Origin of the sequence: Vibrio sp. CDRSL-10 TSBA, assembly GCA_039696685.1 — a bacterium.
GTDB lineage: Bacteria > Pseudomonadota > Gammaproteobacteria > Enterobacterales > Vibrionaceae > Vibrio.
Genome location: CP155565.1, coordinates 1,389,711 through 1,414,878, shown reverse-complemented (window position 1 = coordinate 1,414,878; position 25,168 = coordinate 1,389,711). Strand labels below are relative to the sequence as shown.

The window sequence follows — 25,168 nt, the reverse complement described above, 5'->3', positions numbered from 1 at the left end:
CCACAGCACCACAGGCAATGCGGCCCACCATGGCCACAACAGAGTGAGCTGATCCCAGCCGCGTCCCCATAAACTGCCGGTCAGCCACAGCAGGGCATTATTGATTTCCAGTGGCTGGGTGAGGATAAGAAAGTCTATTCCGCTGCCGTACAAAGCAGCCAGTGCCACACCGGTGATGGCCAGTTTGACCGGAGCGGTCTTGCCGCCGCACACCAAAGCCAGCACCAGTGCCGAGGCAATACCGCCGGACAAAGCGGCCAGCGGCAGCCAGTACACCGAAACCGCCGGCCACAAGGTCATCAGAGCAACCGCTGCCAAACCGGCGCCATGACTGACACCGAGAATATCCGGCGATGCCAGCGGGTTACGAATCACACCCTGGATCAGCACCCCGGCACTGGCCAGCATAGCACCGACCAGAATCGCAATCACAATCCGTGGCAGGCGATAATCATGAATGGTGAAATAGTGCTCGCTGCCGGAAAACAGACCGTCCCACACCTGAGGCAGAGGCACATGCACTGCCCCTAGGCTGAGGCTGGCCACAGCCAGCACAGCAATCCCGCCCAGCAGCAGACATTGAGTTTTAAGTAACGAATTCATGCGCGATTTCTCACCAGATACAGAAAACAAGGCGCACCAATCAGTGCCAGCACAGCGCCAGCCGGTGTTTCAGTCGGAAAGACCACCGCCCGGCTGATGATATCGGCCAGCAGGGTCAGCATCGCGCCAATCAGCATCACCACCAGCAGCAGACGCCGGTGATCATACCCCACCAGTAAACGCGCCATATGCGGCACAATCAGGCCAACAAAAGCGATCGCTCCGACCGTGCTGACACACAAGCCAACCAGCACCAGCACTGCCAGGCCAATTAGCACTCGCAGCAGGGTCAGATTAACGCCCAAACTTTTGACCCGCTCATCGCCCATCGCCAGCACGTTAACCTTGGGGGCCAGCAACATACTGAGCACCAGGGCTGCACTCAGACCCGGCCAGCTCATCTGCCAGGTATCCCAGCTGACATGAGCAAACGAGCCCGCCAGCCAGGCCATCACGCTGGCGGCCTGATCTTCTTCCAGAATGACACTGGCTTTGGTCAGCGCACCGCACAAGGCGGAAATCGCGATCCCGGCTAACACCAACTGACCGCGCTCTGAGCCCATTTTCCAGGCACCACCAAGCAGCATCACCAGGCTCCAGGCACTCAAGCCGCCGATCATGGCAGCAACAGGCGTAGTCAGGGTCGAAGAAGCTGCAAACACTGTGCTGACCAAGGCCATGCCCAGCGCAGCGCCGGCATTAACACCAAACAGACTTGGTGAAGCCAGCGGGTTACGGGTCAGCCCCTGCATTAAAGTGCCGGCACATGACAGGCTGGCACCAACCAGCGCCGCTTCCAGAACCCTGGGCAGGCGGATTTCGCGCACAATCATGTGCGCCATCACCTGCTCATCCGGCGCCCACAATGCGGTCAGTGCTTCGGCGCCCGAGACCGGCACAGCCGAAAAGGCAAACAGCGCCCACCATGCCACCAGCAGTAAAAACACAACGAGCGTGGCAACCACGCTCGTCTGTTTCAGCTTGTCCACCCCGACCATCAGGCGTTAACCAGTTTAACCAGGTCGGCCGCCATATATTCCGCCGCCAGGATACCGCGGCAACGCGCCCACAAATTGCCGTCAACGTGCAGCAGATGTTTGGCACGCACTGCATACAGCAGTTTCCACAACGGTTGCTTCTCCCAGCGGGTAATAATGCTGTTCTGGGTATAATCGCCTACCACCAGATAACCGGGATTGAGCGCCAGCAGTTGTTCCAGACTTATCTGACGTGACGCATTTTCGTTTTTCAGTCCGGCCGGAGACGTCAGACCAAGTGCATGAATCACACCACCGGCGTAAGAGTCCGCCGAGTGAGCATAAAAGCCGTTTCTCACGTGCCACGCCAAATTGCACCACAGGTTGTTTCAGTTCAGACAACTGCTTGGCATACCCCTGCATGGTCTGTTTGTGTTCCGCCAGTCGTTGCTGCATTTGCGCATCTTTACCCAGCACTTTACCTATGATGGCTGCTGACTTGAGGTTGTCCTGGTAAGTTTCACGTCGCGAAGGCAACAGCAGAGTCGGCGCAATTTTTTGCAAATCACGATACACCGATGAGTGGCGATCGACATCGGCAATAATCAGATCTGGCTTGAGCGAAGCAATCACTTCCAGGCTCGGTTGAGAACGGGTACCGACCGATGTCCACTGCGCCAGTTTATCGCGTACCGCAGGCAACAGGCGATTTGGATCATTATCATCGGCAATCCCGACCGGACTGACATCAACCGCCGCCAGGGCATCAACAAAAGAGAACTCCAGCGTCACCACGCGCTGCGGTACATAATCTAAGGTGAATTTACCCTGACTGTCCGTTACGGTCACGGCAGAGGCCATAAAGCTAAACCAACATCCCATTAGCACCAGACTACGTGCTATCCAACAAGACCATTTCATATCTATTTCCTAATTTTCGTGATCATCAGCACCTCAATGCTGATCTCGATTGTACTGATTTCGGTTTCAGATGAAACGTAAATTGCAGTGAGAATTATTTTTAGTTAATGGCTTAACTTACTCTCAATCAGCCATAAAAAAGTCCGGCTAATGCCGGACTTAGGTTAAAAATCGTAGCTCGCGGTCAGGTAAACCCGACGCTGCTCGCCCGGGAAGTGGCCGGTACGGTCAATAAAGCCGCTGACCGCATACTTCTTATCAAACAGGTTTTTGACATTAAGCTGGAATAACCAGTCCTGCCAGCGCGTCTGCCAGGAAGCATCAAACACGGTATACGCTTTCACCGTCTGTCCGCTCTGGTTGTACTGCTCGCTGACATGGTCGGCGCCAAAGCCGACCGACGAATCAATCGCAGTCAGGTCGTAACGGGTCCACAGACCCAACTGATGGTGCGGCGCGTTAGCAAAGCGGGTTCCCACTGTGCCGCTGATACCATCGTAAGCTTCTTTAACCCGGGTATCGTTGTAGGCATAGCTCAGATTTGCGGTCCAGTTGTCCGTGACATCGGCCAGCATATCCACTTCAACACCTTGGCTGCGCACCTTACCAAACGCCACTGAGCGGGTGTCGTCATCCGGGTCTGCCTGCAGAATGTTCTCTTTGGTAATGTGGTACAACGCAAGATTCACGTTGAGGGCATTATCAAGCCAGTAACTGCGTACCCCGGTTTCAAACATCAGGCTCTCTTCCGGATCAAACGGACCACCGTTAGCCGATGCCTGATCTGCAGCATCCTGAGGTACAAATCCGGTCGCGACCACAGCATACGGATGCCATTGCGGATTGATTTTGTAAGTCGAGCCAAGACGGTAGGACATGCCAGAGCCGGTGTAGTGATCCTGGGTCGAGTTTCTTGATGTCGTTCACTTCATCTTTAAAGCCGTCAATACGCAGGCCGGCCAGAACATTCCACTGCTCGGTAATCTGCCATTGATCTTGCGCATAGGCGCCATAACGCTCAGAGCGTGAATCGGTCTGTTTAGCCAAACTTAAGGTATAGGCAGAAGTATCGGCACCATACACCGGATTGGTCAGGCTCAGGCCGCCAACACTTTTGGCGCGGTAATAGATATAGTCTTCATCGATGCGGTAGTAATCTGCGCCAAACAGCAGCGTGTGGTCACCCAGTAACGCAACGAGATTGGCCGATACCGACCCTGCTTTATTATCGCGAACCTGATCGCGGAACTGGCGTTTGCTCCAGTCAGCCACGCCGTCACCATCGGTATCTTCCAGCCCGTTCGGCTCATGGTACTTCTGATCTTCGCTGTTTTCGTAGTAACGTAATGTCACATCACCGCTCAGCCAGTCGTTGAAGCTGTGGTCAAGACGCAGCTGATACACCTGGGCTTCCAGATCCTGAAAATCGGATGCTTCGTTGGCGTTCCAGTCGATATCGGCCAGGAAGTTACCGGCATCATCGGTCGGGATACCACGCAAACGGGCACCGCCGTAATGTTGGATAATATCGGTAAACTGGGCCGTGATTGTACTGTCTTCACTCATGTCCCAGCTGTAGCCGAGATCAATGATACGGTTGCGCACATCGGTATTGTTGCGGGACGGATTTTCATGATCCTGGTAAATCGCCACGCGATAGCGCTGGCTGGCATCATCATTCACCGGGCCGGACAGCTCAACGCCGCCACTGACAAAATCCTGGTTGCCCGCGGTCACAGAGACACGGCGCTGGGTAGTATAAGTCGGTTTCTTGGTAACATAATTAATCACCCCACCCGGTTCACCGCTGCCCATCACAGCAGAGGATGGCCCTTTGAGCACTTCCACCCGCTCGATATTGAACAGTTGCGGAATGGCAAAGCCGTTAAACGGGTCGCCGCGCACACCATCATAGAGAATTTCATCCTGACGAAAACCGCGGAAACGTCACCCCGGAATAGGAATACTGGCTGACACCACTAATAGAGCGATACAGATCCGTTACCTGACGTGCGCCCTGATCTTCGATCAGTTGCTGCGGTAACACCTGAATAGATTGGGGCGTATCATCAATCACGGTCGGCGTTTTGGTCGCCAGACTGGTTTCATTAGCGCGATATAAAGAGAGCGCACGACCATAAACCGTAATGGTGTCTTGATCGGCAGAGCTGGTTTCAGCCGCTGCAGAAGGAGTCACAGACTCTGTGGCAAGCTCGGTTGAAGTCGCATTATCTGCAGCAAACGCTGCGGTGCTGAATCCTGGCGCACCTAACCCGGCAACAATAGCCAGGCAAAGAGGATGAAGTTTTGTTGGGGCTTTCATTAAATTTATTATGATGTGGTTCGCAAAAACAGGTGCAGAAATGTAACTAATTTTCATTTGCATTACAAATGGTACATACATTGATTGTGCTTATTATTTCGCCACGCAAAATAGAAAGGGTGATTATTTATTCGATAATTTTGAAGAAGTCGGACAAATTTATCCCATCGATAAAAGTGTGATATAGATCTAATATTTCTTCCAGGCACTACGGTGCACAACAAAATTAAATCAAGAGGAAATGAACTATGACTAAAGTCACTTCAATCATCACAGCTACTCTTCTTTCAACCACTTTTGCCGCTGGTGCAATGGCTGCAGATCTGAGCATGAATGTCGCTACTCAAGATAACCTGGCAACTGTGTCTCTGACTCAAAATGGTCAGGCTGTCGCAAACTACCCGGTCCAAATTCAAGGTCAAACTTACCTGACTTCTGAAGATGGTACCCTGACCTACAAAAACTACGCACCGACAGCACGTACTCTGAAAATCGTCGCTGAAGACAACTCAGGCGATCTGATCGTAAAACAGGGTTTCGTTGCTCGCGATAACGGATAATCACTAAATCCTGGAATAGAACTTCAATGGAACTGAATAAGATTTTGTAGCGCGGCAGCGAGTTGAAATTGACCACCGCTGCCGTTTTATTTACTTCAACACCAAGACTCAATTGGTGGGTTTTAAACACTTCTCAGCCACATTCATACTGCCTCAGCATTTTACCCAAAACAACATCTCGCATTTTTGCTAAAAAATAACGTCAAAATCCGACAAAAACAGCCATTTTCGGTAAATAGTAATACCTTCATTTTGCAGGACTAAACGCATCTGACGATCGGCTGAAAAAGTTATTAACAAATTTGAATATGCACTTTTGCACCTAATTTCACCCGTACAGATCACAAAGATAGTTGTGTTTAATTAGACATTTATCTCCGCCATTGATGAGTTTCCTTATTGTTCATTCAATTTATTTGAACATATTGAGCAAATCTATAACGTCGATTGTGATGTGACTTGGATCTATTATTTATCTCAAGCACCAAGATATGAAACAACTAGAACTCAAGAGGAAAATCATTATGACTAAGCTCACTTCTATCATCACTGCGACCCTGCTTTCTACCACATTTGCAGCAGGCGCAATGGCCGCCGATCTGACCATGGACATCTCAACCAAAGGTCACATTGCTAAAATTTCTGTGACTAAAGACGGCCAGGCAATGGCGCAATACCCAATCCAAATTCAGGGTGATACGTACCTGACCGCGACCGACGGCACAGTCACTTACAGCAACCACGAGACCACTGCACGTACGCTGAAAGTCACCGCTGAAGACCAGAACGGCAATATGATCGTGAAGCAAGGTTTCGTTGCTCGCGATGACGGCTAAGCCATTATTTATGAGAAAAACGGAAGTAATATTCAATAAATTTGAATAAGATTATTTACCTTCGGCAGCTAAGGACTTCCCGGTCCGGCTGCCGATTTTTCACCCCAAACAGTAATTTCACTCCGACTGCCATGTCATTATTTGGCATCCCAGCAATAATATCATTTCCCTTTCACACCAGACTTCAATCCGATTCAATGCGTTAATGCTGCCAGTTCACGGCAATCTGCTCTCGTTCACTCAACCCCGCTTGTGCTTTCCTTTTATGCTGGCAGTGGTTAAATTGGTCATCTGATCCTTGGCATTGAATTCGCGATGAAAATTATCATATTGCACGGTTTGTATATGCACGGCGTGGTTATGCAGCCACTGAGCCAGCGTCTCACCAAGCTCGGCTATCGCACCGAAGTCCTCAGTTATAACAGTGTGGCGATTGATGAAGGCAAAGTATTTCGCGCTATTGATGCTGCGCTCGACCACGAGCAGCCAAATATTCTGGTTGGCCATAGTCTGGGTGGCTTGATGATTAAACATTATCTCGCTTCACGTCAGCCTTCAGCGCAACAGATTAGCCATGTGCTGGCGATTGGCTCCCCGCTGCAAGGCGCCTCTATCGTCGGTAAAATTCAGCAACTCGGTTTGGGTGCTTTGCTTGGCAACTCTGCCCGTTATGGTCTGCTAGCTCATGAAGATAAGTGGCGATTTCCGCAGAAACTGGGCAGCATTGCGGGTACTGTGCCTATCGGGATGCGGCGTTTGCTGATGGGCAATGACCCGCTGTCGGATGGTACTGTCACGGTGGAAGAGACCAAAATTGATGGCATGACTGACCATATTGAAACCCGCACCACGCACACCAGTATGATCTATAACGACTATATTGCCCGCCAGATCGATCACTTTATCCGCAGCGATACATTCAACCCAGACCTCTAGCATTACCTAATCACCAAAAAAAAACCGGATAAGCGAGCATGGAGTGAATCGCTTATCCGGTAACCAGGTGATTGGCTTGCGCCTTATCGTCTAAAAAAGCTGTAAAGCGCCAACATCTTTTGGCGCAAAGGCCTGCAGGCTATCCGCGTTTAGCAATTAGCCAGTAAGCACTTGCCGGACTGGAACAGCGGCAGTTATGACCTCTGCTGCTGTTATCAATGGACGCAGCTACTATAACCGTCTTCAATCGGTCAAGCAGGCTGCTTTTGGCTATTACTCTGATAGAGAAAAACGATAACGCCCACGGGTTAATACGCGGGCGCTGATTGATGAGGTGCTACTTTGATAAGGTAATACGTTGATAAGATAGTATTTTGATAAGATAGTGCATTGATAGAAGGGCACAAACCGCCTCTGCGACGTAAGGCACGTTTAACTTAACGTCGCCTGATAACCTTCCACCAGCCAGTGCTGGAGCAAATCGAGCATAGGGTTATCACTCTGCTTAGGAAACAGAATCGAGTAGTTGTAGCCGGACGGCACTGCATCACTAAAAGGTGAGACCAAACGGTGCATCGCCAGATCCTGCGCCGCCAGTGTCACATCCCCCACTGCAATACCAAAGCCTTGCTGCGCGGCATTCATCGCCTGATCCAAGGTAGAAAAATGCTGGTTACTGCGGCTTGATAATCCGCGCTCACCATGATGGGCCAGCCACAACTTCCAGTCACTTTGCTCACTGTTAGCATGCAGCCAAGTCATTTTGGTAAGTTGTTCTAACGACATAGTCTCCTGCCCTGCGGCAAGCAGTTTCGGGCCGGCAAATCGGCGTCAGGCATTCTTCAAACAGTAAATGGCTGACCATGTTCGGCATCTTGGTTGCCTTACCATACAGGATAACGGCGTCATACAGGTCAAAGTCAGGCTCCGGATGATGCTTAATGGTCGAGGTCAGTGCTACATCAATTTCAGGATGCGCCTCCTGAAATGCCATCAGCCGCGGCAGTAACCACGAAGTCACACAGCTGGGCGCATTGAGTTTAATGCTCGACGGCGTGCTGGAGACATCATCAATGGCCATGCGTAAGCGGCGTAATACATCTTCAGCGTGAGGGACAAATTTCAACCCCTGCTGAGTCAGGCTTAACCCGCGAGCATGACGATAAAACAACTTCACTCCCAGCATCTCTTCCAGAGACTGAATCTGGCGGCTGATCGCTCCCTGCGTCAGATTCAGCGCATCCGCAGCACGGGTAAAATTAAGGTACTCAGCCGTGGCCAGAAAGGCCTGCAGGGTTTTGGTGGAAGGAAGGTGCATAGTTAGCCTCAAGCCATGAATTTTTATCATGACTAGTATGTGTTTATTTCGATTCTTTTTACAAATACTTTTTGTTTGAATGAATCATCTGTTGATTAATTTGCAAATAAACTCAGATTAAATGCAATTAACAGCATAAAAAATCATTTACTGCGACTAAATAATAGCAGCCAGAGGGCATTTATGTCATCCATCGCATCTACACTGGCACCAGAGGCCATAAAAAAATTAATACCTTACCAGTCTGCTCGCCGGATTGGTGGCGCAGGTCGGGTCTGGCTGAATGCCAACGAAACTGGAGCACGCAGTGCACTACGGTGAATCGTCACAGAATTTCAACCGTTACCCGGATTTTCTGCCGCACGACATTGCCAAGGCTTATCAGGATTACTGCCAGGTCACCTCACCTGTGGTTGCAGTGCGTGGTGCCGATGAAGCGATCGATCTGCTGATCCGTACTTTCTGTCAGCCAGGCAAAGACAAAATCGTCGTCTGCTCGCCGACCTATGCCATGTACGAATTCTGTGCCGATGCACTGGCGATTGAAACTCTGCACGTGCCACTGATCGGCAATGCTTTTGAGCTGGATACTCAGGGCGTTATCGCGGCGGCTAAGCAAGCCAACCTGGTTTTCCTGTGCTCACCAAACAACCCGACCGGTAATCCGCTGTCGCAACAGGCGATCATCGATATTCTGGAAGGCACTCAGCAAGATGCCCTGGTGGTGGTTGATGAAGCCTATATTGAGTTCGAAATCGACCAGAGTGTCGCAGCGCTGATTGCACGTTATCCGAATCTGGTTGTTATCCGTACACTGTCCAAAGCATTTGGCCTGGCGGCGGTACGCTGCGGTTTTATCATCGCCGATGAGAGCGTGATGGAATACGTCGCCAAACTGATTCCACCATATCCGATGCCGGATTCAAGTGCCACGATCGTACTGGAAGCCCTGTCCGAACAAGGTCTGAATAAAATGCGTACCGTGACCAACCAACTGATTGAAACCCGCGATTGGTTTATCAGCCAGCTGGGTCAGTACGATTTTATTGAAAAAATTTACCCGTCCGCGACCAACTTTGTCCTGTTGCGCACCCGCGCCGGAGAAAGTCTGTTTGCGTATCTGCTCAAGCAAGGTATCGTGACCCGTAATCAAGGTCATGACCCGGCGCTGAGAGACTGTGTGCGTATCACTATTGGTAGTCAGCACAGCATGCAAGAAGTTGTTGCCGCACTTAACGAATATTCGTCACAATCATAGATGTACAGAAAAGGAATTTACTCATGAAAAAATTTGCTGCTGGTCTGGCTTGTATTGCCACCCTGTTCTGCTCTGGTGCTTTTGCCAAAGAAGTGCGCCTGGCGTCCGACTTTACCTACCCGCCGTTTAACTACAAAAACAGCGAAGGTCAGCCGGTTGGTTTTGATATCGAAATCGCAGACGCGCTGTGTAAGCAAGCTCAACTGGAGTGTACCTGGGTATCGCAAGGCTGGGATTCACTGATCCCTAGCCTGCTGGCACGTAAGGTTGACGTCATCATGGCATCGATGCGTATTACCGAAGAGCGCAAAAAGAAAGTGCTGTTCACTAACAAGTATTACCAGACTCCGGCCCGCTTTGCCGCCAGCAAAGACGCGACCTTCACCATTGATAAAGAAGGTCTGAAAGGCAAGGTGATCGGTGTGCAACGTGGTACCACAGTAGACCGTTACGTCACAGACAAATTTGCCGATGTGGCAGAGATCAAACGTTACGGCGGCCAAGATGAAGTTTACATCGACCTGCAAAACGGTCGTCTGGATGTGACGATGGCAAACGCGGACCAACTGGGTCTGGCGTTCCTCGACAAACCAGAAGGTCAGGGATTTGAGTTCAAAGGCGAAGCTGTGACTGATCCGGCTTACATCGGCTTCGGTACCGCCCTGGCGCTGAGAAAGCAGGACAAAGCGCTGGCAGAGAAGTTTAACAAAGCGATCGCGGAGATCCGCGCCAACGGTACTTACGACAAGATTGCTGCTAAATACTTTAACTTCGATATCTATGGTGCAGACCTGTAATCGCCACGGCGCTACAGAACGGTTTATACCCAAACAACTTGGAGTTGCAGGTAGGCGGCAAATGAGTGAATCCCCAAGAGCATAGAGACACTATGTGATTGGGGTGAACGAATGCAGCCAACACCGCTGCAGCTTCAAGTAGGAAGGGTATATAAGAAGAAGTTATCAGCATAACTAAGATTATATTGACCTTATCGATGATGATGAAGCCACGCACTGCGTGGCTTTTTTATTTCCCTTCAGCAAGGCTTATCCATCACCCCGGCAAGATTTCAGCTCAATCTACGTATTCTGCAGTCAAATTGGTCTTACTTTTTATTGTGATTTTACTCACAAAATATTTACTTAGCAGGCTAACTAAATTATATTACTTAGCCTGCTAAGTATCTAAGGCTCATTATGATCCAAGACATCAACAATCTGTATGAATTGACCCTGGCCGAAAAGCTCGCCCGCGTATCCCGTCTGTGGAAGATGGTGGCGGATCGCGAACTGTCTCCTTTGGGGTTAACTCACCCGCGCTGGACGGCTTTATGGAAGCTACAGCGTCTGGGGGACAACATCAGTCAGAAACAACTGGCGGATGCGCTCGAGATTGAACTTGCTTCATTAATGCGCACTTTGAAACAGCTCGAAGAGCAATCACTGATCACCAGACATCACTGCGTAAGCGACAAACGGGCACGCATCATCTCGCTCACAGATGAAGGCCGTTTGATGATTCAGCAAATGGAGACGCGCATTCTTCAGGTCCGCCGCCAGCTGCTGAGCACGATCAATGACGATGAACTGATGAAGTTAAGTCAGATCCTGGAACAGATCTCTGAAAACGCTCTCGAAGCCCTTAGCACTCTGTCAGACCAACCTTCAATTTAAGAGACATTCAATTCTATGACACCCGATCAAAAATTCGCTCGCTGGATCAAATACTCCTGTATTGGGTTTGTTTTCGTCTTTGCGTATTTTCTCATCGCTGACCTTGCTATGCCATTGACACCGCAAGCGATGGCGACCCGAGTTGTAACTAAAGTGGCACCGCGTATCAGCGGCCAGATCACAGCGATCAACGTAAAAAACAACCAGGTGGTACAAAAAGGCGACATCCTGTTTGAAATCGATCCGAAACAGTATCAACTGGCTGTTAATCAGGCACAGCTCAATCTTGAGCGAGTAATGCAGGACAACGACCAACTAGATGCCTCTATTAATGCAGCTAAAGCGGATGTAGATGCAGCCAAAATCGTCCTTGAACAACGTGAACGTGAATACCACCGTCTGAACACTCTTTTCCTGCGCAATGGCACTTCACAACAGTTACGTGACGACGCCCAGAGTGATGCTACCGCGGCCAAAGCCAGCCTTGCTGCTTCCCGTGCTCGTCTGAAAGAGCTGGAAGTCAGCCGCGGTGACATTGACGACAACAAAAACGTCAACATTCGCGTTGCGCAGAACCAACTTGATCAGGCTGAGCTTAACCTGTCATACACCCGGGTGGTGGCCGAAAACGACGGCATCGTGACCAACCTGCAGTTAGATAGCGGCACGTACGCAGCCGCGGGCAACCCGCTGCTGGCGCTGGTTGACAATGAAGTGGATGTGATTGCGGACTTCCGTGAGAAGAGCCTGCGTCATTTCGGTCACAACAGCCAGGCTATGGTTGCATTCGACAGCAAACCTGGACAGGTTTTTACGGCTGAAGTCGGCACTATTGACGCTGGTGTAAGCTCAGGCCAGTTTGATGCTGACGGCCGTCTGGCAACCCCGACCTCATCCAACCGCTGGGTACGTGATGCGCAACGTATGCGCCTGCACCTTGTTATGCATGATGAAGAATTGCAAAAACTACCGGCCGGTGCACGTGCCACCGTACAATTGTTGCCGGAGTCTCCGGTTCTGAATTTCCTGGCTAAAGCGCAGATTCATTTCCTCAGCACCCTGCACTACATCTATTAACCGGGGGCTGGTATGAGACTTTGGGATCATCCATTATCCAACAATGATTTCCGCCAGTGCCTGCGTATTGCGACCGGCGCCACGCTCGGATTCACCTTTAACAAAGTGATGGGCTGGGACAACGGGGTGTTCTTTACCGTCACCCCGATTCTGCTGCTCGGCATGATACCTGTGATCAACGCGCATGCAGCACGACAGATCTTAGCGTCATCGGTAGTGATTGCACTGGAAGTGGGTATTTTAGGCGGTATTTTTGGTGACCATCCGGGCATGATGACCATCATCGCGTTCTTCCTGTTCCTGAGTAAATTTGCCTGCATGTCCAAGGGCCCGCTGTTCCTGTTTGGTGCAAACAGTGTGATTAACCTGAGTATCATGCTGCACTTTGCCAGTTACCCGACTACGAACCTCAATATCCTAATTGAGGATAACCTGGTGGCGACCTTCTTATCCGTGCTTGTAGCCTATCTGGTGACTTTCCTGATTCCGGATGTGGAACCGCGTCAGCCGCCACCGCGTCCGACCGTGCCGAAAAAGTCGCACCGTATGCGCCATGAAGCACTGATGGGTTCAGTGATTGCCACACTGTCATTTGTCGTATTTCAGGTCGCCGATCTGCAGGACTCACTGTCTGCTCAGGCGACCACTGTTCTGCTGCTGTTTCCGATGCACTGGAACGGCGCGATGGGTTACGCACGCAAGCGAGCTATGGGTACCATTATGGGCGTGACCTTTGGCCTGCTGACACAAATAATACTGTATGACTGGTCAGATACCCTGCTGTTCGTGATCCCGCTGTTGTGGATTGGTCTGATGATTTTTGGTTACATGCACTGTAAAGAGTCGAGTGGATCCGGCGCCGGTTTCGGCGGTATGACCACACTCGGTATTCTTTTCGGACAGTACCTGGCTCCGGATGGCGATTTGGTGTTCAGTGCCCTGTACCGGGTCAGCAGTATTTTCGGGGCGATCGTGATCACCCTGACGGTTGCCTATGCTGTCCACCGTATTCTGAACCGTTTTGAAGCGACCAGCTTCGGTCCGGTAGAAAGCTAGACCTAAGCAACGTTGCGCCAAACACCCCCATGATGCTCTGCAGCCTGTGCTCAGAGCATCATTTTTTTGCGCCCGTTCCGGCTTCTTAACCCGCCATTGGCATCTTAAAACCGCGCTCAGCTATACTAGGTCTTCTATTCCGATGACCAACAAGGATCCCGGTTCGTCATGATGCATCCGACCCAAAGCTTCGTGGAAGCTGGCGTGCGCTATACGCCTCACACCTTTTCTGTCCCTCTGGACTACCAGCAACCGAAAGCGGCGCAAATCCAAATCTTCGCCCGTGCGGTGACCGCCGCCAATGGCAGTGATGAGAAAAAACCCTGGCTGGTTTACTTTCAGGGCGGGCCCGGCTTTCCTTCGCCTCGCACCAGTGCCAGCAGCGGCTGGATGAAACGGGCCCTGCAGCAGTTTCGCGTCTTGCTGCTCGACCAACGTGGTACCGGGCAGAGTAGTGTGGTCAATCATCAGACTCTGGCTGGTCTCAAACCGCGCCAGCAGGCTGACTACCTAAGTCACTTCCGCGCTGACAATATCGTGCGTGATGCCGAATTTATTCGTCAGCAATGGAAAATTGAGCGCTGGGCAATCTTAGGCCAGAGCTTTGGTGGCTTCTGCTCCCTGACCTATCTCTCGCTGTTTCCGGACAGTCTGCTGCGCAGCTATATCACCGGTGGAGTCCCCTCATTATCACGCCATTCCGACTGCGTTTACCGCGCGACTTTTCAGCGCACTAAAGAAAAGAACGCTGCCTTCTTCGCCCAGTTTCCCCAGGCGCAGCAGTTATGTCAACGTATCGCCGATCACCTGCACAATCACGAAGTACTGCTGCCAAATGGCCAGCGTTTTACCGTCGAACAGTTCCAGCAAATCGGTATTCGTTTCGGGATGAGTGACGCGTTTATGCCCACTTACTTCAGTCTGGAAAATGCATTGATTGAGGTTGATGGTAAACCCGCCCTGCGCTACGAGTTTCTGCAACAGATGATGATGGAACAAGGATTTCAGACCAATCCTATCTACGCGCTTCTACATGAAGCGATTTACTGCCAGGGATTTGCATCAAGCTGGTCCGCCCATCGTATGCGCGATGCTTTTGCTGAATTTCACTATCAGCCGGGCAAACCTTTCCTGTTCACCGGAGAAATGGTGTTTCCGTGGATGTTTGAGCAATACACCAATCTTAAGCCACTGCGTAAAACCGCCAATCTGCTGGCAGAAAAAGTGGATTGGGGCCCTCTGTATAATGAAGAGGTACTGGCGCACAACGCGGTTTCCGGTCAGCTGCGCAGTTTATGCGGATGATATGTTTGTCGACATGGATATCAGCCGGGAAACGTTACGCCAAATCGCAAATTCGCGCGCCTGGATCACTAACCAATATGAACACAATGGGTTGCGCGCCGACGGTGAACATATTCTGGATCGGCTGATTGAAATGGGTGAACAGACGGCCGCGAATCTCAATATTGATCTGCTGTAATGGGTAAACAGAGCAACTATCGTCTGCCGGTCACGATACCCAAACAACTTGGCGTTGCAGCCAACGCCGATGTGGCTTCAAGTTGGAAGGGGATAATATGGGAATAAATATTTAGCGCTATCAACTTCGCGCCAGAGGATCACATAAATATTTTTCATCCTCACGAATTCTGGTTAACACTTATATAAGGCGGCTTCTATCCGGGAGCCGCACAGGGAACCAGAGGAGGAAGCCATGGAACAGGTATCACTGACCCAGCAGCTCTACTTATCGCTGATGCAACTGGATGATTTATTGGCGGTGATGGATATCAACAGCCCGCAATATCAACAACTTTGCCAGCAGCAGGCGGTGCTACGCAGCCAGTATTCGGAGTTGGTGGTGAGTGCCGTCAACGATACCAGCCGTATTGAGGGGCTGTTGCAGACCATGGAATGTCTGTGTGACGAAAGCCACCGCCTATGTGGTCAGCTGCATCACCGTCATACACAATACCGTACTGCGCAATGCCCGAACATCAATACTATTATCCAGTACGCCGATCAGGTCAGCGAAAGCCTCGATAGCATTACAGTATAGATAGTATTCCGGTATAGATAGTATCAAGGTATAGCCCGCCCACTTACGACTCGATTTCTCCCTGCCGTTCGCTCTGATTAAGTGCCTCAAATACATCGACCTCATCAATAGATGAGGTCTTTTTGTACGCCAAATAGCTAAAATCAGCCTTACCGAATGATTTCGAACGCAGATGGCTGTTTTTGTCAGCATTCCAATCCACTGATAAACCAGCTAAAAACCTATCAACTGCAGAAAAAATCTCCGCTTTACCAGATTGAAAACTGTTGCATTAATAGACTTATATGTTAACAGAACGGAATTAATTGCATTTTTTAACTACTTATTTGTTATATCCCAGTAAAAATCACTGCACAAAGAGTGACACAGATCACGCAAAGGGTGCGTTATTGTGAAATTGCTTTTTTATTTTCACTTCTGGCTGCTACTCTCCCGCTCGCTTTGAAATGATGTCGAAGTGGATAACTATAAGGAGTGTTCTTAATGAATACCAAGAAACCAATGTCGCTGACTGCCAGAGTCATTCTGGGTATGGTCGCGGGTATCTTGACCGGGTTTGCGATTCGCGCCCTATTTGCTGACAACGGATTTGTCGACGCATACATTGTTAACGGACTATTTGACGTTGGCGGTAAGATCTTTATTGCCAGCCTGAAAATGCTTGTCGTACCACTGGTGTTTGTTTCACTGGTTTGCGGTACAAGCTCACTAAAAGATCTGTCAACGCTGGGCCGCATGGGCGGCAAAACACTGGCGTTTTATATCACCACCACTGCTGTAGCAATCACGCTGGCTCTCACTATGGGTGCCATTTTCCAGCCTGGGGCCGGTGCAGACCTGACCGCAGCAAGCAGCTTTAAATCTGCCGATGCGCCGTCACTGGGTCAGGTGATCATCGATATGTTCCCGACTAACCCGATCAATGCGATGGCAGAAGGCAAAACTCTGCAGGTCATCGTGTTCGCGGTTTCTGTTCGGTATCGCTATCAGTGCTGCCGGTAAGCCAGGTGAGCGCATTGCGGCTCTGTTTGAAGACCTGAACGCGGTCATCATGAAGCTGGTTGCTCTGCTGATGAACATCGCACCTTACGGTGTGTTCTTCCTGATGGCAAAACTGTTCACAGGTTTAGGCCTGAGCGCGATCATGAACCTGGCGGAGTACTTCGTGGTTCTGACCGCGACACTGCTGATCCACGGTTTTGTGACTTACGGTGTGATGCTGAAGAGCTTCTCTGGCCTGAGCCCGATCACTTTCTTCCGTAAAATGGAAGATGCGATCATGTTCGCCTTCTCAACCGCATCGTCTAATGCCACCATTCCGGTGACCATGGAGACAGCGAAAAACCGTTTTGGTGTCGATAATAAAGTGGCTTCGTTCACTATCCCGCTGGGTGCAACCGTCAACATGGACGGCACCGCCATCATGCAGGGTGTGGCGACAGCATTTATCGCTCAGGCATTCAACATTGACCTGTCGATGGGTGACTACCTGACCGTTATTCTGACTGCGACGCTGGCTTCTATCGGTACAGCTGGTGTTCCGGGTGTGGGTCTGGTCATGCTGGCCATGGTTCTGAACCAGGTTGGCCTGCCGCTGGAAGGTATTGCGCTGATTATGGGTGTCGACCGCCTGCTGGATATGATCCGTACTGCAGTTAACATTACCGGTGACAGCTGTGTGACCTGTATTGTGGCGAAATCAGAAAACGCGCTGGACGAAGCCCGCTTCAACGATCCACAAGCTGGCGTAAAAGAGGAGCAGGTTCACCTTAAAGGTGCCTGATCAATCAACGTGAGTTCATCTCTCAAACCCCGCATACGCGGGGTTTTTTATTGCTTTACATCAGACAGATAGAGCTATCTCACACTCAAGCTGAAAATTTGCTTCTAAAATTTGGTTACTTTCTATTAGCCGGAGAGCTGCCATGTCCCTTTTCAGGCCGGTATTGATTCTGTTGACAGTCCTGTTCTCTGCCCAAAGCCTTGCCTTCACCGAACCCGGCACTCCACTCGCCCTCACTCAATCCGGGATTGGTTATACTGCTCTGGCGCTGTTTGCCGTCGCTTATATTCTGGTGATGCTGGAAGAGTACCTGCAGCTGCGCAAATCTAAACCCGTGCTGCTGGCAGCAGGGATTATCTGGGCCATGATTGGCTATGTTTACCAACAGCATGGCGCCACTGAAGTCGCCCAGAAAGCACTAGAATACAACCTGCTCGAATACGCCGAGTTGCTGCTGTTCCTGCTGGTCGCCATGACCTACATCAGTGCTATGGAAGAGCGGCGCCTGTTTGATGCCCTGCAAGCCTGGATGACCAGCAAAGGATTTAACTTTCGCTCCCTGTTCTGGCTCACTGGTTGGCTCGCTTTTTTCATTTCACCGATCGCCGATAACCTGACCACCGCCCTGCTGATGTGCGCAGTGGTGATGAAGGTGGGCGGACAAAACACTCAGTTTATCAATCTGGCCTGTATTAATATCGTGGTCGCGGCCAACGCCGGTGGCGCATTCAGCCCGTTTGGTGACATTACGACCCTGATGGTGTGGCAGGCTGGTCACGTGGCGTTTATGCAGTTTATGGATCTGTTTCTGCCTTCGGTCATCAACTATCTGCTGCCGGCGCTGGTGATGTCCTGGTTTCTGCCAACCGGCATGCCGGATGTTATCCATGAGCATGTCGAGCTAAAACGCGGCGCACGGCGTATTGTCGGCTTGTTTATTCTGACCATCATCACCGCGGTGAGTTTTCATGCCCTGTTCCACTTCCCGCCAGTGATGGGCATGATGATGGGCCTGGCCTATCTGCAATTTTTTGGTTACTTCCTGCGTCAAACACTGGCCGGTTCATTAGCTAAAAAAGCCAAACGGGCGATTGCCAACGGCGATGAAGCTGCATTGCGGAGGCTGGGCTCAGTGGTGCCGTTCGATGTGTTCCGGCGGATCTCCCATGCCGAATGGGACACCCTGCTGTTTTTCTATGGCGTGGTGATGTGTGTTGGCGGCCTGAGCCTGCTTGGTTATCTGGGGCTGATCTCAGAGCTGATGTACAGCCAGTGGGATCCGATGTGGGCCAATATCAGTGTCGGGGTACTTTCTTCGATTGTCGATAATATTCCGGTCATGTTTGCCGTCCTGACGATGGAACCGACCATGTCGCTCGGAAACTGGCTGCTGGTAACGCTCACAGCCGGTGTGGGCGGCAGCCTGCTCTCTATCGGCTCTGCGGCCGGAGTGGCCTTAATGGGCGCGTCACACGGAAAATACACCTTTATCAGCCATTTAAAATGGTCGCCGGTTATTGCGCTGGGCTATGTAGTGAGCATTATCGTGCATTTGTGGCTTAATCAGGCGCTGTTTATCTGAGCCCCCTCTAACTCAAGCAGATACGCTTTACGCTCCACGCCCCCGGCATAACCGGTCAGTTTGCCGTTTTTACCAATCACACGGTGACACGGTACAATAATCGAAAGCGGATTTTTTCCATTCGCCAGCCCGACCGCCCGTACCGCTTTCGGATTATTGATCGCATCAGCCAGTTGCTGATAACTCCAGGACTCGCCATAAGGTATCGTAACGAGCGCCCGCCAGACTGCGCGCTGGAACTCCGTTCCGGTCGCGGCCAGCGCTAAATCAAACTCACGGCGCTGGCCGGTAAAATATTCATCGAGCTGACGCATGGTTTCCACCAGAAGAGGAAATGCCGGATTATACTCGCCCAGTTCATCCGGCTGAGTGGTCTGGGTACTAAACCAGGCACCGAGCAGACCCTTATCACAGGCTTGCAATGTCATCGTCCCGAGCGGACTTTGATAATAGGTATATTGATGCATGTTACGGCTCCTGCCATCAGATAAAATAAGACAATCACTGGTTCCAGCATTGGAAAGTAGCGTAGCTGCCCCAGGGAGCAACCCGCTCCGCGGTCAGTCCGGGATGCAATGCCAGCGCTTTTTTGACAATCAGATCACCGCTCAGAAAGCAGTTACTGTCGGACTGACCACGCAAGCGCGCATAATCCACCGTCCAGGGGCCAATGCCTTTCAGCGTCAGCCATTCATCGATGGCTGCGTGCGGATTTTGCTGCACAAAGTGAGCTAAACGGAAGAGCGTCTCTTTGCGACTTTGTGGCATACGCAGAAAACTTAAATCCGCACTCGCCACTTGCTGTGCATCCGGAAAATACCACGGACGCGGCTGATGCTGATTGAGCGTACTCACCAGCAGATTGAGCTGCCCGATCGCTGCTTTGATCGATACCTGCTGCCCCAGAAACGGCACGTACACCAGCTTCCCAGGGACTCCACACGCCGGGTATTCGCAGTCCGGGGTGAATCACTAACTCCGGTGCTGCCTCGGCAAGCTGAGCTTCTATCGCCACCATATCCGCATTGAGGTCAAACACCCGCCGCCAGATACTGACTAGATAACGCAGACTCCGCAGCGATTCGAGTTCAAATTCAATCTCCATATGGGTCTCGGATGCACAACGGGCAGAAAACCAGGCGCGGCTGTCATTGAGCATAACATGGCGCTGATAACGATCTGCCTGCACTTGCTCGATGCCGTCTATCGCCCGAAGCTGATAAAATGCCAGCATATGCTGCCAGTCAAACGGACCACGGTAAGCAAGCGACACCGTATTAGTGGCACTGACGCTGCCCGGTTCACGCCGCACCTGACTCGGAGTCAGGCGCAGAAACTTTTGAAACGCATCATTAAAGCGCCGGGTGCTGTTAAAACCACAGGCAAACCCGATATCCGTCACTGACAAATGGCTGTGATGGAGCAACTGCTTGGCAAACATCAGTTGCTGATACTGGGCATACTGTTTCGGCGACATCCCCAAATAGGTTTTAAACAACTGACGCAAATAGCGTTCGCTGATCCCGAGCCGCTCGGCTAGATCCCCCAGCGATTTGCCCTGCAAAGCGCCATTATCAATCAGGCTGACCGCTCGCTGGAAAGTCGTTTCGGTTCCCTTCCACGCCCATGACGCGGGCGCGCTATCCGGGCGACAACGCAAACAGGGCCGGTAACCGGCCTGCAGAGCCTGTGCCTGATGGGCAAAATATTCCACATTCTCTTCTTTCGGCAACGTTGCCGGGCAAATCGGCCGGCAGAAGATACCAGTAGATTTCACCGCGATATAAAAACGGCCGTCAAAACGCGCATCGCGGCTCATTCGTGCCCGTTGGCATTGCTGAGGAGTCAGTTCAGTTTGGCTGTGCAGTGTCATGATTCGGCTTCCTGATACGATATGTCCAGTGTACGACGCACCACGCGGAAAACTAGCCATTTTCGGTACTGAATGATCAAAGCGGAAAATTACCTATCTCAGCTGCAATTTATTTGCCACTGGAAGTCATTCGATTTTTTTGAACAAGTATGTCGAGCTAAAGTCATTATCAAAATTTTCTGACTCACCTACAATTACTCCATCGACACGAAGACAGACTTTAGCGCTGTACCCACTTATTTCAGATTATCGAATGTTAAGGAACACGACAATGAACGCACTATTAAAAAAACTGATGAGCACTACTGCAGGTTTTGCCCCACTGGCACTGCGTATTCCAATCGGTATCATTTACATGGCTCACGGCTCACAGAAACTGTTTGGCTGGTTTGGTGGTTACGGCCTGGAAGGTACAGGTCAGTGGATGGCTTCAATCGGTATTGAACCTGGCGTTCTGATGGCGTTCCTGGCCGGTAGCGGTGAGTTTCTTTGGTGGTCTGTTGCTGCTGATCGGTCTGCTGACCCGCCCTGCAGCGTTTGTTACTGCCTTTGCGATGATTGTTGCTATCCTGAGCGTTCACATTGGTAACGGTCTGTTCATTGCTAACAACGGCTATGAATTTGGTCTGGCTCTGCTGGCGGCAAGTGTATCACTGCTGATTTCAGGCGCTGGTAAAGCGAGCCTAGACTCAAGCATCAGCCAAAAATAAGGCTGGACAACTGGTTTTTGGCTGAACAATAACAAAAGGGGCGAGTTGTTAACTCGCCCCTTTTCTGTTTACACGTTTTCTTTCTGTCAATCCGACCGGCTAATTCACTTCACCCGCTTTCTGCAAGCTGAATGCGGTGAGCGGATCAATGTTTTTCACCAAACCTTCGACCTGAGTAATCGCCTCAACCGATGAGCTGTTTTTACGATAGCTCAGGTAGATCGGACGATACCAGTCTTCCACCCCGGCGACACGATGCAATTGGCCTGAATTAAGGAACGGCTCCACCACCGAAGCGGGCATGTAAGCGCTGCCGCCTTTTTCCAGAATAAAATCCAGTGCAATACGCGCCGTTGAGGTGCGCAGAAACGGCGCAGGCGCTTTAGGGTGCCTGTCAGCGTGTTCTGACGCAAAACGCGAACCCCAGTCGACATAGACGTATTTGTTGTTAAACACGCTGTCTGCGGTGTCCGGACGGGTCGAAACCATCACCAGCACCAAATCGGCCACTTTCTTGCACTGCAGTTTCTTCTGCTTTGATCTGGTCAAACGCAAAGCCCATATCCAGGGTACGTTCGAGCAAATTACGGCTCAGCTGCTCGCGCCCCATGACTTCAGCCATAAAGCCATAACCGCTGAAAGCGTCAGTGATCACGCTCAGACAGTTTTGCAGATAAGCATCCCAGATGTTGGGCGTGCCGCCAATCGTCAGTTGCAGCGCTTTACCGTTATCAAGCGACAACTCAAATTTAGCCTGTTGCAAGGTCGCGACCATGACTTCAGCGTAGCTGACCAATCGTTCACCTGCTGAGGTCAGTTTGATGTTGTTCCGGTCACGGGTAAACAGTTGGGTATCGAAATAATTTTCGAGTTGTTTAATTCGTGCACTCACCGCCGCCTGAGTCAGATAAAGATTCTCTGCGGCCCGGCCAAAATGGCGTACTTTGGCCAATTCAAGAAAGGTGCGAAAGACTTTTACGTCCATATTGAATCCTCTGATATTCCTCGTGAAGATTAACAAGGAAGTACAATAATGACGATAAAAAATTTTTGTTTTTCTTTTCTGGATTTTACGCCTAACTTTCGCCGTGAACCACGGCAACGTAATGGTAGCCAATAGACACACGAGGTTGACATGTCTGAGACAGTATTTCGTCTAGGAAAAAAACATTTTTTCGATACTAAGAAATTCCCACGAGGCTTCGCGAAATCTGGTGATTTCACTCTGGGTGAAGAAACCCTTCTGACCCAATATGGTGACACCATGCTTGGTCTGGAATCTGGCGTATTACAACCAGAAAACGCCGAAGAGCAGCGTTTCCTTCAGGTACTGGATAATCCGGATCTGGCCGAAAGCAAAATTGAAAAGGTATGGATGAAGTATGTCCGTCTGTCACGCGGTCGTAAGCGTTTCCACACGCTGAACGGTCGTAACAAGCCAGATGCGGCAGACGACTATACCGATGATGAGCCAAGCCTGACCGAAGAAGACTAATTTAGCGGGGCTTTGTCCAGTTACAGCAGCCCCTGTTTCTCACCGACGTTGACGTCTTCTTTAAGGGTCACCCATGGCCAACCCGGTTTCTAAAGTTTACACTTTGGAAGAGATGCTCTCGCTGATTCAGCGAGGGCAGCCTTTTTCCGGCGAGCTCGACTCCGCCGGCTGTTTTATCAAGATAGAACAATATCTGCCTGTGGTGTGCACCGCCATTCATGCAGGTAACCGCCTTCGTGCCGAATTGCAGCCCCTGTGCCAGCTTCCCGCTGCGCAGCGTCGTCTGGAAGAGGCGCCGTTTTCCGACCAGCTTATCGCCTCTCAGCCGATCACGCTCTGGAGTCTCGACTCGCGTTTTGAGTACGACCTCAATCGTGCCCGCACGCTGAGTACACGCTATAAGTCGGCCTGGAAGCGCCCGCTCAATGATCGTCAGCGTGCCATCAGTCACGAAAAGCACGCCCAGTTTTACCGCCTGTATGAAGCTCTGATTGCCAAGCTGGAATCCATGTTTGGTATGGTGATTGTGTTTGACCTTTACACTTACCAGCCGACGTCGACCGAGCCGTCTGCACCGGTATTTAATATCGGCAGCGCGCAAATCGATATGCAGCGCTGGGGTAATGTGGTCAAACGCTTTACCGCTGAACTCGGTAAAATCCAGTTGCCGCACATCGAGAGCGATGCGGCAGTCGACGCGGTGTTTGAAGGGCGCGGCTATTTGATCGCGCATACCAATGCCCATTTTGACCGCACTCTGGTTTTGCCGACCGAAGTGAAAAAAGTCTTTCTTGATCCCGACAGCGGCACCGTGTATCCCCTGGTACTCGATGCAATGAAAAGCGGCCTCAAGCAGGCATTCAGCGAAACCAGCGCCTATTTCCAGCGCCGCCATAACCGGCGCCGTACCACCAAAGCGAAAATGCTCAGCTCGTCGATTGAACCGGCGGTACTGGCTATCGACAAAGCGCTGTCCAAGCTGACGCGTAAAGTGGAGACGCTCAAGTACATCAACCCGACCAATATGACCGGAGAGCGCAAACGCTTTGACGCTGCGCCAAGCCGTTATCAGCCGGACTTTCGCTACAAGCAGTTACCGATTCACGCCAATGAGTTTAAACACAAGCTCTATCAGTTACCGATCGATACCATTTCCGATCCCGATCTGAAACAGCTGTACAGCTCAGTGGTGAATAAACTCAGTGAAAAAATAGACCTGCTGACCAGTATCGGTCAGGACAGTTTTCTGTATAACTCGCTGCGTTTCTATGGCCGGCCGGATGCCAATGCCATCAGTAATGCCCAGTTTCCTGCTCTATGCCAAAACGTTGCCGGAAGAAAAAGGCCCAATGTATAACGCAGAGCAAGCTGCTGAGATTATGCTGCAGGCAGCAAAAGCGTGGGGCATGAAATGCAATGTCACGCCGACCGCTTCGCTCGCCGCGCGTGCTATGGTGAGCGGTCAGAAGCCGCCGACCCTGTATCTCAACAGTAAGGTGACCTTCTCGCATGCGGAAGTGCAGCGTCTGATCCAGCACGAATTGGGCGTACATATGGCGACCACGTTCAATGCACGCAGCCAGCCTTTGCGTATTTTTTCGATTGGTCTGCCGGGCGCAACGGAGTCACAGGAAGGCCTGGCGATTTTAGCGGAGTACAAAGCGGGCTACATGTCACATGATCGACTGCAAACACTTGCTACCCGCGTGCTGGCAGTGGATTCTATGCTCAAGGAACAGAATTTCTATCAGACCTTTGATTATCTGGTCGATGAACTGGGCCAGGATCGTGACAGTGCATTTGTCACCACGACACGAGTGTATCGCGGAGGTGGCTTTACCAAAGACCACCTGTATCTGGAAGGATTTCTGCATACCCTGTCTCAGTCACAAAAACGCAGTATAGATAACTTGCTGGTGGGTAAATGCAGCCACGAATATCTGGATCTGATTGATGAATTGGTTGAGCGTGGCTGGTTACTGAAGCCCAAACATCGCTACGACGATAAAGGCGTCGAGCCGGAACCGATTCTCAAGTATCTGATTGACTCGTTGCGCCACCGTTAATCCCTGTGGCTGCTAAACGCAGTTCAGCAGGATGCCGTCAGGCATAATCACCGTGTACC

The 25,168-nt window shown here is 51.0% G+C and carries 18 protein-coding genes and 9 pseudogenes; 16 read left to right on the top strand and 11 right to left on the bottom strand.

The window, feature by feature from the left end:
- Positions 1 to 21 precede the first annotated feature (21 nt).
- The 7 genes and pseudogenes from ABDK09_06935 to ABDK09_06905 all read right to left on the bottom strand — a co-directional run bounded on the left by ABDK09_06935 (position 22) and on the right by ABDK09_06905 (position 4,824).
- Positions 22 to 603, bottom strand: a pseudogene (locus ABDK09_06935) (iron chelate uptake ABC transporter family permease subunit).
- Positions 600 to 1,601, bottom strand: coding sequence for an iron chelate uptake ABC transporter family permease subunit (locus tag ABDK09_06930; protein XAW87848.1), 1,002 nt, complete (start codon positions 1,599 to 1,601; stop codon positions 600 to 602). The pseudogene ABDK09_06935 and the gene ABDK09_06930 overlap by 4 nt, the downstream one beginning before the upstream one ends.
- Entirely contained in the window at positions 1,601 to 1,891 is a 291-nt protein-coding gene (locus tag ABDK09_06925; GenBank protein XAW87847.1) for an ABC transporter substrate-binding protein, read from the bottom strand. Before ABDK09_06925 ends, ABDK09_06930 begins: the two co-directional genes overlap by 1 nt.
- Positions 1,892 to 1,985: 94 nt before the next feature.
- Positions 1,986 to 2,441, bottom strand: a pseudogene (locus ABDK09_06920) (Fe(3+) dicitrate ABC transporter substrate-binding protein).
- Between the two features lie 224 nt (positions 2,442 to 2,665).
- Positions 2,666 to 3,379, bottom strand: a complete 714-nt coding sequence (locus ABDK09_06915) for a TonB-dependent receptor (GenBank protein XAW87846.1) — start codon at positions 3,377 to 3,379, stop codon at positions 2,666 to 2,668.
- Positions 3,270 to 4,406, bottom strand: a complete 1,137-nt coding sequence (locus ABDK09_06910; GenBank protein XAW87845.1) for a TonB-dependent receptor — start codon at positions 4,404 to 4,406, stop codon at positions 3,270 to 3,272. Before ABDK09_06910 ends, ABDK09_06915 begins: the two co-directional genes overlap by 110 nt.
- Positions 4,407 to 4,422: 16 nt before the next feature.
- The gene (locus tag ABDK09_06905; GenBank protein XAW87844.1) at positions 4,423 to 4,824 is read right to left on the bottom strand and encodes a TonB-dependent receptor plug domain-containing protein; all 402 of its coding nucleotides are present in this window, start codon (positions 4,822 to 4,824) and stop codon (positions 4,423 to 4,425) included.
- 248 nt (positions 4,825 to 5,072) lie between these two features.
- Between ABDK09_06905 and ABDK09_06900 the strand changes: the two genes are divergently transcribed.
- The 3 genes from ABDK09_06900 (at position 5,073) to ABDK09_06890 (ending at position 7,156) form a co-directional block, all read left to right on the top strand.
- Entirely contained in the window at positions 5,073 to 5,384 is a 312-nt protein-coding gene (locus ABDK09_06900) for a hypothetical protein (protein XAW87843.1), read from the top strand.
- Between the two features lie 524 nt (positions 5,385 to 5,908).
- A complete protein-coding gene (locus ABDK09_06895) occupies positions 5,909 to 6,220 on the top strand; it encodes a hypothetical protein (GenBank protein XAW87842.1) in 312 nt (103 codons plus the stop codon).
- Between the two features lie 315 nt (positions 6,221 to 6,535).
- The gene (locus ABDK09_06890; GenBank protein XAW87841.1) at positions 6,536 to 7,156 is read left to right on the top strand and encodes a triacylglycerol lipase; all 621 of its coding nucleotides are present in this window, start codon (positions 6,536 to 6,538) and stop codon (positions 7,154 to 7,156) included.
- Positions 7,157 to 7,588: 432 nt separating this feature from the next.
- On the opposite strand, the pseudogene ABDK09_06885 reads toward ABDK09_06890, so the two are convergent.
- Positions 7,589 to 8,504: pseudogene (locus ABDK09_06885) on the bottom strand (LysR substrate-binding domain-containing protein).
- Between the two features lie 153 nt (positions 8,505 to 8,657).
- On the opposite strand from ABDK09_06885, the pseudogene hisC reads away from it, so the two are divergent.
- The 9 genes and pseudogenes from hisC to nhaD all read left to right on the top strand — a co-directional run bounded on the left by hisC (position 8,658) and on the right by nhaD (position 18,965).
- Positions 8,658 to 9,732 (top strand): annotated as a pseudogene (gene hisC / locus ABDK09_06880) (histidinol-phosphate transaminase).
- 23 nt (positions 9,733 to 9,755) lie between these two features.
- Positions 9,756 to 10,529 carry an ABC transporter substrate-binding protein gene (locus ABDK09_06875; GenBank protein XAW87840.1) on the top strand — a complete coding sequence of 258 codons (774 nt, stop codon included), beginning with the start codon at positions 9,756 to 9,758 and terminating at the stop codon, positions 10,527 to 10,529.
- A 399-nt stretch (positions 10,530 to 10,928) separates the two neighbouring features.
- Positions 10,929 to 11,405 carry a transcriptional regulator SlyA gene (gene slyA, locus ABDK09_06870; GenBank protein XAW87839.1) on the top strand — a complete coding sequence of 159 codons (477 nt, stop codon included), beginning with the start codon at positions 10,929 to 10,931 and terminating at the stop codon, positions 11,403 to 11,405.
- Between the two features lie 15 nt (positions 11,406 to 11,420).
- Positions 11,421 to 12,482, top strand: a complete 1,062-nt coding sequence (locus ABDK09_06865; protein ID XAW87838.1) for an HlyD family secretion protein — start codon at positions 11,421 to 11,423, stop codon at positions 12,480 to 12,482.
- Between the two features lie 12 nt (positions 12,483 to 12,494).
- Entirely contained in the window at positions 12,495 to 13,538 is a 1,044-nt protein-coding gene (locus ABDK09_06860) for a DUF2955 domain-containing protein (protein XAW87837.1), read from the top strand.
- Between the two features lie 168 nt (positions 13,539 to 13,706).
- A pseudogene (locus ABDK09_06855) lies at positions 13,707 to 15,021 on the top strand (alpha/beta fold hydrolase).
- Between the two features lie 234 nt (positions 15,022 to 15,255).
- Positions 15,256 to 15,600: a hypothetical protein gene (locus ABDK09_06850; protein XAW87836.1), complete on the top strand. Its 345-nt coding sequence runs from the start codon at positions 15,256 to 15,258 to the stop codon at positions 15,598 to 15,600.
- 483 nt (positions 15,601 to 16,083) lie between these two features.
- Positions 16,084 to 17,383: pseudogene (locus ABDK09_06845) on the top strand (dicarboxylate/amino acid:cation symporter).
- Between the two features lie 142 nt (positions 17,384 to 17,525).
- Entirely contained in the window at positions 17,526 to 18,965 is a 1,440-nt protein-coding gene (nhaD, locus tag ABDK09_06840; protein XAW87835.1) for a sodium:proton antiporter NhaD, read from the top strand.
- Here the strand turns inward: nhaD and ABDK09_06835 are convergent.
- On the bottom strand, positions 18,947 to 19,432 hold the full coding sequence (locus ABDK09_06835; GenBank protein XAW87834.1) for a methylated-DNA--[protein]-cysteine S-methyltransferase: 486 nt from the start codon (positions 19,430 to 19,432) through the stop codon (positions 18,947 to 18,949). The genes nhaD and ABDK09_06835 overlap by 19 nt on opposite strands.
- A 34-nt stretch (positions 19,433 to 19,466) precedes the next feature.
- Positions 19,467 to 20,838, bottom strand: a pseudogene (locus tag ABDK09_06830) (AlkA N-terminal domain-containing protein).
- Between the two features lie 271 nt (positions 20,839 to 21,109).
- Here ABDK09_06830 and ABDK09_06825 point away from each other — a divergent pair.
- Positions 21,110 to 21,427: a DoxX family protein gene (locus ABDK09_06825; protein ID XAW87833.1), complete on the top strand. Its 318-nt coding sequence runs from the start codon at positions 21,110 to 21,112 to the stop codon at positions 21,425 to 21,427.
- Positions 21,318 to 21,548, top strand: a complete 231-nt coding sequence (locus ABDK09_06820; GenBank protein ID XAW87832.1) for a DoxX family protein — start codon at positions 21,318 to 21,320, stop codon at positions 21,546 to 21,548. Before ABDK09_06825 ends, ABDK09_06820 begins: the two co-directional genes overlap by 110 nt.
- A 99-nt stretch (positions 21,549 to 21,647) precedes the next feature.
- Here the strand turns inward: ABDK09_06820 and ABDK09_06815 are convergent.
- Positions 21,648 to 22,533: pseudogene (locus ABDK09_06815) on the bottom strand (LysR family transcriptional regulator).
- 150 nt (positions 22,534 to 22,683) lie between these two features.
- On the opposite strand from ABDK09_06815, the gene maoP reads away from it, so the two are divergent.
- Both maoP and ABDK09_06805 read left to right on the top strand, forming a co-directional pair.
- Positions 22,684 to 23,043 (top strand): DUF413 domain-containing protein, encoded by a 360-nt coding sequence (gene maoP / locus ABDK09_06810; GenBank protein ID XAW87831.1) that lies wholly within the window; start codon positions 22,684 to 22,686, stop codon positions 23,041 to 23,043.
- Between the two features lie 73 nt (positions 23,044 to 23,116).
- Positions 23,117 to 25,109, top strand: a pseudogene (locus ABDK09_06805) (flavohemoglobin expression-modulating QEGLA motif protein).
- The last annotated feature ends 59 nt before the right edge of the window (positions 25,110 to 25,168 follow it).

Coding starts and splice junctions, on each gene's coding strand:
- ABDK09_06900 (XAW87843.1), top strand. CDS start 5,073: ATGACTAAAGTCACTTCAATCATCACAGCTACTCTTCTTTCAACCACT.
- ABDK09_06930 (XAW87848.1), bottom strand. CDS start 1,601: ATGGTCGGGGTGGACAAGCTGAAACAGACGAGCGTGGTTGCCACGCTC.
- ABDK09_06875 (XAW87840.1), top strand. CDS start 9,756: ATGAAAAAATTTGCTGCTGGTCTGGCTTGTATTGCCACCCTGTTCTGC.
- slyA (XAW87839.1), top strand. CDS start 10,929: ATGATCCAAGACATCAACAATCTGTATGAATTGACCCTGGCCGAAAAG.
- ABDK09_06890 (XAW87841.1), top strand. CDS start 6,536: ATGAAAATTATCATATTGCACGGTTTGTATATGCACGGCGTGGTTATG.
- ABDK09_06850 (XAW87836.1), top strand. CDS start 15,256: ATGGAACAGGTATCACTGACCCAGCAGCTCTACTTATCGCTGATGCAA.
- maoP (XAW87831.1), top strand. CDS start 22,684: ATGTCTGAGACAGTATTTCGTCTAGGAAAAAAACATTTTTTCGATACT.
- nhaD (XAW87835.1), top strand. CDS start 17,526: ATGTCCCTTTTCAGGCCGGTATTGATTCTGTTGACAGTCCTGTTCTCT.
- ABDK09_06915 (XAW87846.1), bottom strand. CDS start 3,379: ATGTCCTACCGTCTTGGCTCGACTTACAAAATCAATCCGCAATGGCAT.
- ABDK09_06895 (XAW87842.1), top strand. CDS start 5,909: ATGACTAAGCTCACTTCTATCATCACTGCGACCCTGCTTTCTACCACA.
- ABDK09_06865 (XAW87838.1), top strand. CDS start 11,421: ATGACACCCGATCAAAAATTCGCTCGCTGGATCAAATACTCCTGTATT.
- ABDK09_06835 (XAW87834.1), bottom strand. CDS start 19,432: ATGCATCAATATACCTATTATCAAAGTCCGCTCGGGACGATGACATTG.
- ABDK09_06905 (XAW87844.1), bottom strand. CDS start 4,824: ATGAAAGCCCCAACAAAACTTCATCCTCTTTGCCTGGCTATTGTTGCC.
- ABDK09_06825 (XAW87833.1), top strand. CDS start 21,110: ATGAACGCACTATTAAAAAAACTGATGAGCACTACTGCAGGTTTTGCC.
- ABDK09_06860 (XAW87837.1), top strand. CDS start 12,495: ATGAGACTTTGGGATCATCCATTATCCAACAATGATTTCCGCCAGTGC.